This is a genomic window from Streptomyces lushanensis, assembly GCF_001700515.1.
In the GTDB taxonomy this organism is placed as follows: domain Bacteria; phylum Actinomycetota; class Actinomycetes; order Streptomycetales; family Streptomycetaceae; genus Streptomyces; species Streptomyces lushanensis.
On the sequence record NZ_MAUD01000238.1, the window covers coordinates 1 to 15,690 of the forward strand.

At 69.2% G+C, this 15,690-nt stretch carries 9 protein-coding genes and 1 pseudogene; 6 read left to right on the forward strand and 4 right to left on the reverse strand.

The features are described 5' to 3' along the window. Positions 1–179, reverse strand: a pseudogene (locus BFF77_RS36970) (YibE/F family protein); the annotation flags it as partial. Positions 180–388: 209 nt separating this feature from the next. Between BFF77_RS36970 and thiC the strand changes: the two are divergent. Then, complete coding sequence (gene thiC, locus BFF77_RS20115; protein WP_066951826.1) at positions 389–2,221, forward strand: phosphomethylpyrimidine synthase ThiC; 1,833 nt, start codon at positions 389–391, stop codon at positions 2,219–2,221. 186 nt (positions 2,222–2,407) lie between these two features. Here thiC and BFF77_RS20120 read toward each other — a convergent pair whose 3' ends face one another. The 3 genes from BFF77_RS20120 to BFF77_RS20130 all read right to left on the reverse strand — a co-directional run bounded on the left by BFF77_RS20120 (position 2,408) and on the right by BFF77_RS20130 (position 5,989). Continuing rightward, a complete protein-coding gene (locus tag BFF77_RS20120; RefSeq protein ID WP_066951827.1) occupies positions 2,408–3,235 on the reverse strand; it encodes a hypothetical protein in 828 nt (275 codons plus the stop codon). 318 nt (positions 3,236–3,553) lie between these two features. After that, a complete protein-coding gene (locus BFF77_RS20125; protein WP_066951849.1) occupies positions 3,554–4,654 on the reverse strand; it encodes a metallophosphoesterase in 1,101 nt (366 codons plus the stop codon). A gap of 222 nt (positions 4,655–4,876) precedes the next feature. After that, positions 4,877–5,989, reverse strand: coding sequence for a LacI family DNA-binding transcriptional regulator (locus tag BFF77_RS20130; RefSeq protein ID WP_066951829.1), 1,113 nt, complete (start codon positions 5,987–5,989; stop codon positions 4,877–4,879). A 413-nt stretch (positions 5,990–6,402) separates the two neighbouring features. On the opposite strand from BFF77_RS20130, the gene hisC reads away from it, so the two are divergent. The 5 genes from hisC (at position 6,403) to BFF77_RS20155 (ending at position 15,664) form a co-directional block, all read left to right on the forward strand. Beyond that, positions 6,403–7,482: a histidinol-phosphate transaminase gene (gene hisC / locus BFF77_RS20135; protein ID WP_066951837.1), complete on the forward strand. Its 1,080-nt coding sequence runs from the start codon at positions 6,403–6,405 to the stop codon at positions 7,480–7,482. A gap of 275 nt (positions 7,483–7,757) precedes the next feature. Next, a complete protein-coding gene (locus tag BFF77_RS20140; RefSeq protein WP_066951840.1) occupies positions 7,758–9,266 on the forward strand; it encodes a cytochrome ubiquinol oxidase subunit I in 1,509 nt (502 codons plus the stop codon). 20 nt (positions 9,267–9,286) lie between these two features. Next, positions 9,287–10,285 carry a cytochrome d ubiquinol oxidase subunit II gene (gene cydB, locus BFF77_RS20145; protein ID WP_066951843.1) on the forward strand — a complete coding sequence of 333 codons (999 nt, stop codon included), beginning with the start codon at positions 9,287–9,289 and terminating at the stop codon, positions 10,283–10,285. A 51-nt stretch (positions 10,286–10,336) separates the two neighbouring features. Continuing rightward, positions 10,337–13,957, forward strand: coding sequence for a thiol reductant ABC exporter subunit CydD (gene cydD, locus BFF77_RS20150; protein ID WP_066951845.1), 3,621 nt, complete (start codon positions 10,337–10,339; stop codon positions 13,955–13,957). Positions 13,958–14,068: 111 nt separating this feature from the next. After that, on the forward strand, positions 14,069–15,664 hold the full coding sequence (locus BFF77_RS20155) for a GAF domain-containing sensor histidine kinase (protein WP_079125321.1): 1,596 nt from the start codon (positions 14,069–14,071) through the stop codon (positions 15,662–15,664). Positions 15,665–15,690: the final 26 nt, after the last annotated feature.

Sequence of the window (15,690 nt, forward strand, 5' to 3'; positions counted from 1 at the left end):
GTGCGTTCTTGCGCCGGTGTGCCACCCGGCCAGAGCACGGCCAGCCCGACGACCACCGCGGTCGCGAACGGAATCAGGACCGCGGCGATGACCTTGCGAAGGTGCCGGGAGACCGGCGCGGCGGGGCCATGGCTGTGCGAGTGTCCGTGTGATTCGTGGGTCTGCTGGGGTGAGGTCACCCTCCGATCATCGCAAGAAGCCGGAGGCCCTCTGTTCAGCACGCCGGATATGACGCTAGCGTGGGGGCACCTTTTGCACACGCGGGAGCTCGGAGCACCGGGCTGAGAGGGCGCTGACTGTGTAGTCCCGGGACGTATCCCCAGGACCCCTGAGCTGCGCCGACCGCTGAACCTGTTACCGGGTAATGCCGGCGTAGGGAGTAGGTCTCATGACCGTTCAGGACGCACACACGTCTGCCTCCGATTCGGGAGATCCGAGCGAGGCCCAGAGGTCCATCGGCTGGCACAAGGGATATGTCCAGGGCTCACGCCCCGATCTCCAAGTGCCGGTCCGCCGGGTGCATCTCACCAATGGCAAGGACGTGACGCTGTACGACACGTCGGGGCTGTACACCGATCCCACCGTCGAGACCGACGTACGCTGCGGTCTCGCGCCGCTGCGGGAGAACTGGATCATCGGGCGCGGTGACACCGAGGAGTACGCGGGCCGGCCGGTCCGGCCCGAGGACGACGGACTGAAGCACACGGCGCCGCGCGGAGGGCTGCGCAACCTCGACGCGGTCTTCCCGGGCCGGCCGCGTCAGCCGCGCCGGAGCCGGAGCGGTCAGGCGGTGACACAGCTTGCGTACGCCCGTCGTGGAGACATCACACCGGAGATGGAGTACGTCGCGATCCGCGAGAACGTGTCCCCGGACGTCGTCCGCGAGGAGATCGCCGCGGGCCGGGCCGTACTGCCGGCGAATGTCAATCATCCGGAGATCGAGCCGATGATCATCGGCAAGCGGTTCCTGGTCAAGGTCAACGCCAACATCGGCAATTCCGCGGTCACTTCCTCCATCGAGGAGGAGGTGGAGAAGATGACCTGGGCGACGCGCTGGGGCGCCGACACGGTCATGGACCTCTCCACCGGCCGCAACATCCACACCACGCGCGAGTGGGTGCTGCGCAACTCCCCCGTCCCGATCGGCACCGTGCCGCTCTACCAGGCGCTGGAGAAGGTCGACGGCAGGGCCGAGGAGCTGACCTGGGAGATCTACAAGGACACGGTCATCGAGCAGGCCGAGCAGGGCGTCGACTACATGACGGTCCACGCCGGGGTGCTGCTGCGGTATGTGCCGCTGACAGCGCGCCGTAAGACCGGCATCGTCTCGCGGGGCGGCTCGATCATGGCGGCCTGGTGCCTGGCGCATCACAAGGAGTCGTTCCTGTACGAGAACTTCGAGGAGCTGTGCGAGATCCTCGCGACGTACGACGTGACGTACTCCCTGGGGGACGGTCTGCGGCCGGGCTCCATCGCGGACGCCAACGACGAGGCCCAGTTCGCCGAACTGCGTACCCTCGGGGAGCTGAACTCGACCGCGAAGCGGCTCGGCGTGCAGACGATGATCGAGGGACCGGGCCATGTCCCGATGCACAAGATCAAGGAGAACATCGACCTCCAGCAGGAGATCTGCGAGGAGGCGCCGTTCTACACGCTCGGCCCGCTGACGACCGATGTGGCTCCGGCGTACGACCACATCACCTCCGGGATCGGCGCGGCGATGATCGCCTGGTGGGGGACGGCGATGCTCTGCTACGTCACGCCCAAGGAGCACCTCGGTCTGCCGAACCGGGACGACGTCAAGACGGGTGTCATCACCTACAAGATCGCGGCCCACGCGGCGGATCTCGCCAAGGGCCACCCGGGAGCGCAGGACTGGGACGACGCCCTCTCCGACGCCCGGTTCGAGTTCCGCTGGGAGGACCAGTTCAATCTGGCCCTCGACCCGGACACGGCCCGGGAGTTCCACGATGAGACCCTCCCGGCGGAACCGGCGAAGACGGCTCACTTCTGCTCGATGTGCGGCCCCAAATTCTGCTCGATGAAGATCTCGCAGGACATCAGGCAGCGACACGGCGGCGACCTGGCGAGCAGCGGGACGGAGGGCGCCGGGACGGAGGGCGCGGTGTTCGGAACCGCCGAGATCGAGGCGGGCATGGCCCAGAAGTCCAAGGAGTTCGCGGCGAGCGGCAATCGCGTGTATCTGCCGCTGGCCGACTGATCCGCTGGTCGACCGACCGGCACTTCAGTCGGCCGACCGCCAGTTCATATGAGCGGCGGCGGCCTGTCGGCCCCGCCGCTCATATCGGCCGGACAGGGTCCGAGGGTGTCCCGTAACCCCCGGCGGACTCGGGACTACGGGACACCCCTCGGGTGACAACGTCCCCGGTGCCGCCGGCAACGGGGGTCACTCCGGACGGTGGTCCGGTCCGCCGAAGTCGGGGCTGGTGAAGTCCGGGCTGGTGAAGCTCGGGCGCTGGCCGGTGGTGGCGCCCTCGTCCGGGCTGGTGAAGTCGGGCCGGCTGTAGCCGATCCTGGGCAGATGCTTGATCGACTTGGGCGGTGGAGCGGTCGGATCCGCACTCGGGTCGGCCAGAGCGGCGCGCAGGAAGGGCAGGATGCCGCGCTCCAGCAGCGCATGGCGCCAGGCCTCCCGCGCACGGGCGACTTCGTCCGGCAGCTCACCGGTCGTCGGCTCCTCGGCGGGAAGCTGGGTCGAGCTGTTGCGCAGGGCCGTGATCAGCAGACCCGTCGCGGCGGCCAGGATGCCCAACGCGGTGACGGCACCGAAGAACCAGCCCACGGCGACCAGGCTGTCGGCGAACGCGGGCGGCTGGCTGAGCGCCTTGAGGAGATAGCCGACGATCAGGAAGATCACCGCGGCGGTGCCCCCGAGCACCGGGAGCAGCACGGTGACAACAGCCGTCAGCCCCGCGCCGGATCCCGTCGGCTCGCCTCCCTCGGGCTCCAGCACGGAATCGTGGACCGAGACGGAAGGCCCCGGCGAGCGCGACTCCTCGCGGATCTTTCTGTAGTGCTCGTACTCGGCGGCGGCCGCCGTGGTGATCGGCGCTGTGGCGTTCAGCGCCATGGTGCGCAGCTGCTCGTTGTTGAGCCGCTCGCCCGCCGTGTCGAGATCGGGCCGGTCGTGTGCGTTGCGCAGTACGTCATCGAGGATCCGCTCGAATTCCGCGCGATCCTCGCTCAGCAGGTGTGGAGCGCTGTTCATGTGCATCCCCCGATGCTCCGTAGGGCCGGTGAGGCCCTGTCCGGCGGATCTTCGCGGGTCCGGAACGCCTGGCACGGCACCTCGCCGCGTTGTCGGAGTCGGCCGAGTACGTCCAGGCCGTCGGCGACGATCCTTTGCCTTGCGAGTCACCGCACCAGACGCCCCGGCCTGATTGATCCCCGAAGATCCGCCGAACAGGGTCTCGCCCGCACAGGACGGGCGGTTGGCGAAAACGGAGGAGAGCCTGCTACGGATAAACCGATGGTAGAGCTCTTCCGGTGCGTGGTGACAGGGGGTTTGCGGAAATCACCGCGTGACGGAGTTTCAGTTCTCCAGGGGAAGCCGGACGACCAGCAGCTTTCCCGCCATGGTCACTCCACCGTCCATCGCGATGGCAAGTCCGTCGGCATATACATGTGGCCCTTCCACCACCGGTCCGGTGTCGGGCTCGCCGTCCGGGACATCTTCGGTGCCGACCTCGCCCAGCAGATAGGGAATAGGGCTGTGGCCATGGACGATGCGCTGTCCGCCGTACTTGGAGAGCAGTTCCTGAACTGCCTGCGGGCCGCCCTCGTCGCGGAACGCGAAGCGTTTCGTGAGCTTGCGGAACAGATCCCAGCATTCGTCCGCGTCATTGCGCGTCAGGATCTGGTGAATGGTGTCGTTGACGTCCTCGATCGTGGAACCGTAGTCCAGATAGGCCGTCGTGTCGGAGTGCACCAGCAGATGCCCCTCCTCCTCGACCACCGCGTCGAGCCGGGACATCCACTGGAGATGGACGTCCTGAAGGCGCTCCATATCGGTGCGCTGACCGCCGTTCAGCAGCCAGGCGGCCTGGAAAGTGGCCGTGCCCGCGCCGGAGTTGACATGAGTGTCGCCGAACCGCCTGGCACCGATCAGCAGGAGTTCGTGATTGCCCATCAGGGCCTTGCAGTAACCGCCCGCCGCCGCCGCCTCCGCGGAGAGCCGCATGACGAGGTCGATGACACCGATACCGTCCGGACCGCGGTCGGTGAAGTCACCGAGGAACCAGAGGCGGGCGCTGCCCGCCGTCCAGTGGCCGTCGGTGTCGATCAGCCCCTGTCCGGCGAGCGCGACGAGGAGTTCGTCGAGATAACCGTGGACATCGCCGACGACGTAGAGCGGGCCGAGGCCGTCCCCCGACGGATCGGCGACGGGAGCCACCCGTACCTGGACCGTGTCCCCCCGGTTGATCACCGGGAGGTCGCGCTCGGTGGGGGTGTAGCCCTCCGGCAGCTCGTCGTCGGGGACGGCGTTGCCGGGGTGCCCGGACATGGGACCGGCCGTGGGGCCGGGCTGTCCGGGCGGTCCGGACTGCACGGGGACCTGTGCGTACGGCGGTACGCGGAAGTCGCGCAACGTCGCCGTCCGCACCACGGGTCCCTGGCCGGCCCCCTGTGTCATCGACCCCTCCACCGCCGTCGTACCGCCGTACACCTCGCGGGCCGTCCGGCCGGTGGCGGTGAGTCCACCGGTGGTGAGGGAAGGTCCGTGGTGTCGTCCGCCCATCATAGGAATGCAGCTCGTCCTGTGTGACGCACCAGGGGTGGTGAATCCGATTGCACCTCCGGTTCAGCGGCTGTTTTCGCGCCGATCGCCCGAAATGCGAAAGGTCGGGGCCTTCGGTCAGTCACCCGCGGGAGAGCGGGGCGCGCTGACCGTGGTGCGCGGAGGGCGTCGCTGGGAGGAGGTGCGGACGATGAGTTCGGTCGGTATGACCTGCTCGACCGGCCGGTCGGTCTCCAGCCCTTCGATGGCGTCGATGAGGAGCTGGACGACGGCGGTGCCGATACGGCGCGGCTTGAGCGACAGCGTCGTGATGGGCGGTTCCGTCGACGCGTACACGGTGGACTCGCTGCAGCAGACGAGCAGGAGGTCGTCCGGTACGCGCAGTCCGTACCGCCGTGCGGCGGCGAGCAGATCGGTGCCGTTGGGATCGAAGAGCCCGTACACGGCGTCGGGCCGGTCCGGGCGGGCCAGCAGCCGGTCGGCGGCGACGGCCCCGGCGCACGGGTCGTGGGCGGGATAGGACTCGTAGACCGGGTCCTGGCCGACGCGTTCGCACCAGTGCAGGTAGGCGGTGGTGGAGAGCCGGGTGTAGGTGTCCGTGGTGGTGCCGGTGAGCAGACCGATCCGGCGTGCCCCGGCCGCGGCGAGATGGTCGAGCAGATCGAGGACGGCCGCCTCGTGGTCGTTGTCGACCCAGGCGGTGACGGGAAGGGTGCCCGCGGGCCGGCCGTCGGAGACGACGGGAAGGCCCTGGCGGACGAGTTCGGTGACGACCGGATCGTGGTCGGAGGGATCGATGACGACGGTGCCGTCGAGGGCGACATTCGCCCAGACGTCATGGCGGGAGGTGGCGGGGAGGATGACGAGGGCGTAGCCGCGCGCGAGCGCGGCGGAGGTGGCGGCCCTGGCCATCTCGGCGAAGTAGGCGAACTCGGTGAAGGTGAAAGGTTCATCCCCGTACGTCGTGACCGTCAGGCCGATGAGGCCCGACTTGCCGGTACGGAGGGTTCGGGCGGCGGCGGACGGTCGATAGCCGAGGCGTTCGGCGACCTCTCGGACATGGCGTCGCGTGGCGTCGGGTAACCGTCCCTTGCCGTTGAGCGCGTCCGAGACAGTCGTGATGGAGACACCGGCTGCGGCGGCCACGTCCCGGATGCCCGCCCGACCTTGCCGGCTTCCCCGGCGGGATGTGTCCGTCCGGCTCACCTGGTGTTTCCCTGCTGCTGTCATGGCGAGCCGATAGTAGGGCTCGGGCGGGCGGTGGGTCCGGTCGCACAATCACCTATGGGCAGGCACGTTTTTGCATGGTTGAAGGTGGTTAATGGCCTTGGAACATAAAGGAATTAACAGGTGTAGCGATGTTCTGCCATGCAACGAGCCGTATGGGCCTGTCGTAGGGCCCATGTTTCGAAGAGGTCTCAACTCACCTCTACGGGGGACGCGCGCCACGGAGTGGGCCACCGGCGCGCGCCATGGAAGCGAGTGCGCCCCCTTCTTCCGGGGGTCCCGCGGCGGTCCGGGTGGTGGTCCGGCGGCCGGGTTCGCAGGAGCCGCGAATCCTCATAAGGTGAACAGCATTGAAGTCGTCGTTGAAGTCGTCAGAGAAGTTGTACGGACCCGTGAACGGCCGAGGAGGACCTGCGGTGAGCGAGACGAGCCCCAAGCTGCGCGCCGAGCTGGACGGCATCCCCACCTACAAGCCGGGCAGGCCGGCCGCGTCCGGAGGGCCCGTCGCGTACAAGCTGTCCTCCAACGAGAACCCGTATCCGCCGCTGCCGGGTGTGATGGAGCGGGCGATCTCGGCCGCGGGCGTCTTCAACCGCTACCCGGACATGGCCTGCACCGGTCTGATGGACGAGCTGGCGGAGCGCTTCGGCGTGCCCGTCGCGCATCTCGCGACCGGCACCGGCTCGGTGGGCGTGGCCCAGCAGCTCGTCCAGGCCACCTCGGGCCCCGGTGACGAGGTCGTCTACGCCTGGCGTTCCTTCGAGGCGTATCCGATCATCACCCGGATCTCGGGCGCGGCCTCCATAGAGGTGCCGCTGACCTCGGGCGACGTGCACGACCTGGACGCGATGGCCGACGCGATCACCGATCGGACCCGGCTGATCTTCGTCTGCAACCCCAACAACCCGACGGGCACAGTGGTGCGCCGCGCCGAGCTGGAACGGTTCCTCGACCGTGTTCCGGGCGATGTGCTGGTGGTGCTGGACGAGGCCTACCGCGAGTTCATCCGCGACGCGGGGGTGCCGGACGGCGTGGAGATCTACCGCGAGCGCCCCAATGTGGCCGTGCTGCGTACGTTCTCCAAGGCCTACGGACTGGCCGGGCTGCGGGTCGGCTTCGCGATCGCCCATGAACCGGTGGCCGCCGCCCTGCGGAAGACCGCTGTTCCGTTCGGTGTGAGCCAGATCGCACAGGAGGCGGCGATCGCCTCCCTGCGTGCCGAGGACGAACTGCTGGGCCGGGTCGGCGCGCTGGTCGCCGAGCGCACGCGGGTCTACGCGGGCCTGGTCGACCAGGGCTGGACCGTGCCCGAGACCCAGGCCAATTTCGTGTGGCTGCGGCTGGGCGGGCGCACGCTCGACTTCGCGGCGGCCTGCGAGGCGGCCGGTGTGGTCGTACGGCCCTTCGCGGGCGAGGGAGTGCGGGTCACGATCGGCGAACACGAGGCCAATGACGTCTTCCTCCAGGCGGCCGAGGCGTTCCGCAAGGAGCTGTAGCCGGAGCCTGAGCAGGCCGGAGGCGGGGCCGGCGGAGTGCGTCTGGTCCGGCGCGTCTGGTGCGGCCGTACGAGGGCGATACGGGAGTGGTGCGGGGCGGTCTCTTCGAGGCCGCCCCGACGCATGCCGACCCCCCCGTGAAGGTCCGGATGCGTGTGCGGCATAATGCTTGTGAATGTGAACGCATTCACAAGCACGTCCTGTTTCCTCTCGTATGTCCTAGGTGAACGGGACAAGCTGCCGCTGTGACCACGGCGATGTAAGGAGAAGACGACGTGGACCTCGCTCTGGCGCCGGAGACCCTGGCGCGATGGCAGTTCGGCATCACCACCGTCTATCACTTCCTCTTCGTCCCTCTGACGATCTCGCTCGCCGCGCTCACGGCCGGCCTGGAGACCGCGTGGGTCCGCACGGAGAATCCCAAGTACCTCAAGGCCACAAAGTTCTGGGGCAAGCTCTTTCTGATCAATATCGCGATGGGTGTCGTCACCGGCATCGTGCAGGAGTTCCAGTTCGGGATGAACTGGTCCGACTACTCGCGATTCGTCGGCGACGTCTTCGGCGCTCCGCTCGCCTTCGAGGCGCTGATCGCCTTCTTCTTCGAGTCGACCTTCATCGGACTGTGGATCTTCGGCTGGGACAAACTGCCGAAGAAGATCCATCTGGCCTGTATATGGATGGTCTCGATCGGCACGGTCCTCTCCGCCTACTTCATCCTGGCGGCCAACTCCTGGATGCAGCATCCGGTCGGCTATCGCATCAACAAGGAAGCCGGCCGCGCCGAACTCACCGACTTCTGGAAAGTGCTGACCCAGGACACCGCGCTCACCCAGTTCTTCCACACCCTGACGGCCGCTTTCCTGGTCGGCGGTGCCTTTATGGTCGGTATCGCCGCCTTCCATCTCGCGCGGAGTAAGCACATACCGGTCATGCGGACCTCGCTCCGCCTCGGCCTGGTCACCGTTGTGATCGCCGGACTGCTCACCGCTGTGAGCGGTGACTCGCTCGCCAAGGTCATGTTCAAGCAGCAGCCGATGAAGATGGCGGCGGCGGAGGCCCTGTGGGAGGGCGAGTCGCCCGCGCCGTTCTCGCTGTTCGCCTACGGAGACGTCGAGAAGGGCCACAACACCGTGGCCGTCGAGGTCCCCGGACTGCTCTCCTTCCTCGCCGACAACGACTTCAGCTCGCATGTCCCCGGTATCAACGACATCAACAGGTCCGAGCAGCAGAAATACGGTCCCGGCGACTACCGGCCCAACATCCCGGTCGCGTACTGGGGCTTCCGCTGGATGATCGGCTTCGGAATGGCCTCGTTCGGCATCGGTCTGCTGGGGCTCTGGCTGACGCGGCGGACGTTCCTGCTGCCACCCGCCCTGCGGACGGGCGAGGACGAAGTGCCCCATCTGGTGCTCCTCCGGCGCAGAGCGCTCAGTCCGAAGCTCACCAGGTGGTACTGGATCGTCGCCCTCTGGACCCTGCTCTTCCCGCTGATCGCCAACGCCTGGGGCTGGATCTTCACCGAGACGGGACGCCAGCCATGGGTCGTGTACGGAGTGCTCCGCACGGCCGACGCGGTCTCCCCCGGAGTCTCCCAGGGCGAGGTCCTCACCTCGATGACCGTCTTCACCCTGCTGTACGGAGTGCTCGCGGTCGTCGAGGTCAAGCTGATGGTCAAGTACGTCAAGGCCGGCCCGCCGGAGCTGACGGACGCCGACCTCCATCCGCCCACAAGGATCGGCGGCGACCACACGGACGCCGACCGGCCGATGGCCTTCTCGTACTGAGGACCTGAGGAGCTATGGCCATGGAACTCCACGACGTCTGGTTCGTTCTGATCGCCGTCCTCTGGACCGGCTACTTCTTTCTCGAAGGGTTCGACTTCGGCATCGGAGTCCTCACCAAACTGCTGGCCCGCGACCGCAAGGAACGCCGGGTCCTGATCAACACCATCGGGCCGGTCTGGGACGGCAATGAGGTCTGGCTGCTCGGTGCGGGCGGGGCGACCTTCGCCGCCTTTCCCGAGTGGTACGCCACGCTCTTCTCGGGCTTCTATCTGCCGCTGCTGCTCATCCTGGTCTGTCTGATCGTGCGCGGTGTCGCCTTCGAGTACCGGGCCAAGCGGCCCGAGGAGAGCTGGCAGCGCAACTGGGAACACGCGATCTTCTGGACCTCGTTGCTGCCCGCCGTGCTCTGGGGCGTCGCGTTCGGCAATATCGTGCGCGGCGTCAAGATCGACGCGCACAAGGAGTACATCGGCGACGTCGCGGATCTGCTCAATCCGTACGCGCTCCTCGGCGGCCTGGTCACCCTGACTCTCTTCACCTTCCATGGCACGGTGTTCGCCGCGCTCAAGACGGTGGGAGACATCCGGGTCCGGGCCAGGAGGCTGGCGATCGGACTCGGGGTGCCGACCGCCCTGTCGGCGCTCGGTTTTCTGCTCTGGACCCAGGCGGACAAGGGCGACGGCAAGAGCCTGATCGCGCTGATCGTGGCGGTGGTGGCACTGGTCGCCGCGATCGGGGCCATGGCGGCGAAACGCGAGGGCTGGTCGTTCGCGCTCTCGGGCGTGACGATCGTGGCCGTGGTGGCGATGCTCTTTCTGACGCTCTTCCCGAACGTCATGCCGTCCTCGCTGAACCCGGCATGGAACCTCACGGTGACGAACGCGTCGTCCACTCCGTACACCTTGAAGATCATGACCTGGTGCGCGGGTATCGCGACTCCGCTGGTGCTGCTCTACCAGGGATGGACGTACTGGGTGTTCCGCAAGCGGATAGGAACGCAGCACATCGCCGATGCGTAGCCGCCGACACGTACGCGCGCAGAGCCCGGTCCGTAGGAGGAGGTGTTTCACGTGAAACCAGTCGATCCGCGTCTGCTGCGGTATGCCAGGGCCACTCGCTCCTTCCTGATCGCCGTGGTGGTGCTGGGGGTGGCCGGCGCGGGGCTGGTGATCGCCCAGGCGATGCTGATCGCCGAGGTGGTGGTCGGGGCGTTCCAGCGCGGACTCGACGCTTCGGAGCTGCGCACCGCGTTGCTTCTGCTGGTCGCCGTCGCCGTCGGGCGTGCTCTGGTCTCCTGGCTGACCGAACTGGCGGCCCATCGAGCGAGCGCGGCGGTCAAGTCGGAACTGCGCGGACAGTTGCTGGAGCGGGCGACCGCACTCGGCCCCGGGTGGCTGAGCGGGCAGCGCACCGGTTCACTGGTCGCGCTCGCCACCCGCGGTGTGGACGCTCTGGACGATTACTTCGCGCGCTATCTGCCCCAACTGGGGCTCGCGGTGGTGGTGCCGGTGGCGGTTCTGGCGAGGATCGTCACCGAGGACTGGGTCTCGGCGGCGGTCATCGTGCTGACCCTGCCGCTGATCCCACTGTTCATGGTGCTCATCGGCTGGGCGACTCAGGCCCGGATGGACCGTCAGTGGCGGCTGCTCTCCCGGCTGTCGGGCCACTTCCTGGATGTGGTCGCCGGACTGCCGACGCTGAAGGTCTTCGGTCGGGCCAAGGCGCAGGCCGAGTCGATCCGCGCCATCACCTCGGAGTACCGGCGGGCCACCCTCCAGACGCTGCGTATCGCCTTTCTGTCGTCGTTCGCGCTGGAACTGCTCTCGACGCTGTCGGTGGCTCTGGTCGCGGTCGGGATCGGGATGCGGCTCGTGCACGGCGATCTGGATCTGTACACGGGGCTTGTGGTGCTGATCCTGGCGCCCGAGGCCTATCTGCCGATCCGGCAGGTGGGCGCGCAGTATCACGCGGCGGCCGAAGGGCTGTCGGCCGCCGAGGAGATCTTCACGGTCCTGGAGACCGGGCCCGCGGCCGGCGGTAGGGGAGAGATACCAGGTACAGGTGCGCCAAGGCTGGAGCTGGACGGTGTGATCGTCCGCCATCAGGGCCGTACGGAAGCCTCGCTGGACGCGGCCACGCTGACGGTCGAGCCGGGGGAGACGGTCGCCCTGGTCGGTCCGAGCGGCGTCGGCAAGTCGACGCTGCTCCAGGTGGTGCTGGGCTTCACCGCACCGGACGAGGGCCGGGTACGGGTGGACGGCCGCGATCTGTCCTCCCTCGATCCGGACGGCTGGCGGGAGCGGATCGCCTGGGTTCCGCAGCAGCCGTATCTCTTCGCGGGCACGATCGCGGAGAACGTACGGCTGGCCCGGCCGGACGCGGACGACGCGGCGGTCCTGGACGCGCTGCGGGAGGCGGGCGCGGATGAGTTCGTGACGGCGCTGCCGCAGGGCGTGCACACCCGGCTCGGTGAGGACGGTTCCGGGCTCTCGGCCGGTCAGCGGCAACGGCTCGCGCTGGCCAGGGCCTTTCTCGCCGACCGGCCGCTGCTGTTGCTGGACGAGCCCACGGCGGCGCTCGACGTTGGGACGGAGTCGGGCATCGTCGAGGCGGTACGGCGGCTGGCCCTGGGCCGTACGGTGCTGCTCGTCGTTCACAGACCGGCGCTGCTCGCGGTGGCCGACCGGGTGATCGCGCTGCCGGAGCGGCTGGCGGGCGGGGCGGGAGCCTCCGGATCGGTGGCGGAGCGCGACGGTCTCGGCCTTGCGTCGGCGGGCTCTGTGCCGATGGGGTCCGTGCCGGCGGACTCTGTGCCGGGGCCCGCGGCTTCGGTCGATGGGGAGGTCGGCGGACAGGTTGACGCGGATGCCCGGGACGACGCCGTCGGTGGACACGCCGTGCCGGTGGCCGATCGCGGGGCGGCCGGTGAGCGAGGCGGATCCGCCGTGGGGCCACTGGCGCGGATGAGAGCCGCCGCCGGAGCGCTGCGCGGACGTTTCGTACTGGCGCTGGTTCTCGGCAGTTGCGCCCTCGGCTGCGCCGTCGGGCTCATGGCGGTGTCCGGCTGGCTCATCTCGCGCGCCTCCGAGCAGCCCCCCGTTCTCCATCTGATGGTCGCGGTGACGGCGACCCGCGCTTTTGGTATCGGGCGGGCCGTCTTCCGCTACGCCGAGCGCCTCGTGTCGCACGACGCCGTGCTCAGGATGCTCGCCGATCTCAGGGTTTCCGTGTACCGGCGGCTGGAGCGCATCGCGCCCGCCGGACTGCGCGAGACCCGCCGCGGGGATCTGCTGTCCCGGCTGGTCGCCGATGTGGACGAGCTCCAGGACTACTGGCTCCGGTGGCTGCTTCCGGTCGGTGCCGCCCTGCTCGTCGGGATGGGGACCGCCGGATTCACCGCGTGGCTGCTGCCGGAGGCGGGAGCCGTACTGGCCGCCGGGCTGCTCCTTGCCGGGGTGGGCGTTCCGCTGGTGAGCGGCGCCTGCTCCCGCCGCACCGAGCGGCGGTCGGCCCCGGCGCGCGGACTCCTGGCCACCCGGGTCACCGATCTGCTCCGGGGCACCGCGGAGCTGACCGTCGCGGGCGCGCTGCGGAGCCGTATGCGCGGGGTGCGCGAGGCCGACGGAACGCTGACGGCCGTCGCCGCGCGTGGCGCGAGCGCCAACGCGCTCGGCGGCGGACTCTCCGCGCTGGTCTGTGGACTGACCGTGGCCGCGGCGGCGCTCGTGGGCGTTCAGGCGGTCCGTGAGGGACGCCTCGACGGCGTGGAGCTGGCCGTGGTCGTCCTGACTCCGCTCGCCGCGTTCGAGGCGGTGACCGGGCTGCCGCTCGCCGTGCGGTACCGGCAGCGGGCCAGGCGCGGTGCGGAGCGGGTGTGCGAGGTGCTGGACGCCCCCGTTCCCGTACACGAGCCCGAGCGGCCGGCCGTCTCTCCCGTATCACCGTTCCCGCTGGAGGTACGAGGGCTCTCGGCGCGGTACGCGGGGCAGCGGCGGGACGCGCTCAGCGGTGTCGATCTGACGCTGAGCGCGGGGAAGCGGGTCGCCGTCGTCGGGCCTTCGGGGTCGGGCAAGACGACCCTCGCGCAGGTGCTGCTGCGCTTCCTGGACGCACGCGAGGGCGACTGCCGCCTCGGCGGTACGGACCTGGCCGCGCTCGACGGGGACACCGTCCGGAGGTTTGTCGGGCTGTGCGCGCAGGACGCCCATCTCTTCGACAGTTCCGTACGCGAGAACCTGAGGCTCGCCCGTACCGGGGCGACCGAGGACGAGCTGCGTGAGGCTCTGCGCCGGGCCAGGCTGCTCGACTGGGTCGACGGGCTGCCCGCCGGGCTCGACACCCTGGTCGGTGAGCACGGCGCCCGGCTCTCGGGCGGCCAGCGGCAGCGTCTGGCCCTGGCCCGCGCGCTCCTCGCCGATTTCCCGGTGCTGATCCTGGACGAGCCCGCCGAACATCTGGACCTGGTGACGGCGGACGCGCTGACCGCCGATCTGCTGGAGGCGACGGAGGGCCGCACGACACTGCTGATCACCCACCGTTTGCGAGGGCTCGACAGGGTGGACGAGGTGATCGTGCTCGACGGTGGCCGTCCCGTACAGCGGGGCCCCTACGCCGAGCTGGCGGCCGACGAGGGGCCGCTGCGGCGGATGCTGGAGCGTGAGCGGGCCGGTGATCGGCTCATGACCGGCTGATCGCTGTCCGCTGTCCACCGGTCGCCGACGGTCCTGCCGGGTCACCGGCCCGATGAGCGAGATGCGCAAGTGGACTTTCCCTATCAAATGGGAGTTACTACGCTCTGGCTTATGAAAGTGCCCGAGCCTCTGGGCCCTCTCGACGCGGTCACCCGCGCCGCCAGCAGCCTGGAGGGCCTGTCCGTCGAGAACACCGCGCGAGTGCCACAGCTGCTGGAGGCGATGTGTTCCGTCGGTACGGGCCGCGGACTGCACACCACACTCGCCCGGATCTGTGAGACCGCCACCGAACTGGCCGGGGCCCGCTTCGCCGCGATCGGAGTCCTCGACGAGACGGGCGAGAGCCACTCGGACTTCGTGAGCCATGGCACCGGCGGCGACGTGATCCGGCGGATCGGCCACCCGCCCGATGGGCGCACCGGTCTTGCGGGTGTGCCGATGAGGGGCCAGGAGCCGATCCGGCTCGCCGATCCGGCCGTCGGGCCGCGCGCCGCCGGACTTCCTCCGGCACCTCCGCCGGTGCGGACGTTCCTCGATGTTCCCATCCGCGCCCAGGGCGAGGTCCTCGGCAACTTCTATCTGGCCGAGAAGCCGGGCGGCGGCGAGTTCAGCGACTACGACGTGCACATGGTGCGCGTACTCGCCACCGAGGCCGGGAACGCCATCGGCAACGCGCGGCTGTACGAAGCGGCCAGACAGCGCGAGCGATGGATCGACGGCTCGGTCGCCGTCACCACCGCCCTGCTCACCAGCGGTGACGCGGGAGGCGCCGCGGAAGCGCTGTCCGTGGTCGCCGAGCAGATCCGCAGACTGGCGGATTCGGTCATCGGCGTGGTGCTGCTGCGCACGGAGGACGGCGCACTGGAGGTCGTGGCCGTCTCCGACGACCATCCGACCGTCAAGCGCAACTGTGTCGTCCCGGCCGAGAACGCCGTGACCAGGACGCTTCTGGCCGGTGAGTCCCTGTTCGTGGACGACCTCGCCACCGACCCGCGGGTGACACCCGCCCTGGCCGCGGACTTCGGCCCCGGCATGCTGCTGCCGCTGCGGGCCGACGGCCGGGTGCTCGGCGCTCTCGTGATGCCCCGCGCACGGGGCGCGCGCCGTTTCGGGGAGCGGGAACGCGTCCTGGCCGACCAGTTCGCGGCCCAGTCGGCGCTGGCGCTGATGATGGCCGAAGCCCAGCGGGACCGGGAGCGGCTGGCCGTCCTGGAGGACCGGGACCGGATCGCGCGTGATCTCCACGACCTGGTCATCCAGCGGCTGTTCGCCACCGGGATGACGCTGGCGACCGCCCAGCGCGGCACGGTCGCCCCCGAGGTGCACCAGGGCATCGACAAGGCGGTCGACGAACTGGACGTGACCATCCAGGAGATCCGTACGGCCATCTTCGCGCTCCAGCAGGGGCCGGCCGAGGCGCCGGCCGGGGTGCGTACGCGCGTGCTGCGGGAGATCAACATGGCGGCCGTACCGCTGGGTTTCCGGCCGAGCCACCGCTTTCTCGGACAGGTCGACACAGCCGTCGGCGAACTGGCCGGACGGAATCTGATCGCCGCGCTCCGTGAGGCCCTGTCCAACGCCTTCCGGCACGCGCAGGCCACCCGTATCGAAGTGGTCGTCGACGCCGCCGCCCGGCTTCCGGACGGCAGGGCGGCGGCGTCGACGACCACTTCGATACGGGTGGCCTGCGCGGGCCGGAAGGCGTAGGACAGGGCCTCACGGAGCGCGGCGAT

What these genes read in the sequence shown, in the direction of transcription:
- thiC (WP_066951826.1), top strand. Translation starts at nt 389, where the DNA reads ATGACCGTTCAGGACGCACACACGTCTGCCTCCGATTCGGGAGATCCG.
- BFF77_RS20120 (WP_066951827.1), bottom strand. Translation starts at nt 3,235, where the DNA reads ATGCACATGAACAGCGCTCCACACCTGCTGAGCGAGGATCGCGCGGAA.
- BFF77_RS20130 (WP_066951829.1), bottom strand. Translation starts at nt 5,989, where the DNA reads ATGACAGCAGCAGGGAAACACCAGGTGAGCCGGACGGACACATCCCGC.
- BFF77_RS20125 (WP_066951849.1), bottom strand. Translation starts at nt 4,654, where the DNA reads ATGACACAGGGGGCCGGCCAGGGACCCGTGGTGCGGACGGCGACGTTG.
- cydB (WP_066951843.1), top strand. Translation starts at nt 9,287, where the DNA reads ATGGAACTCCACGACGTCTGGTTCGTTCTGATCGCCGTCCTCTGGACC.
- BFF77_RS20155 (WP_079125321.1), top strand. Translation starts at nt 14,069, where the DNA reads ATGAAAGTGCCCGAGCCTCTGGGCCCTCTCGACGCGGTCACCCGCGCC.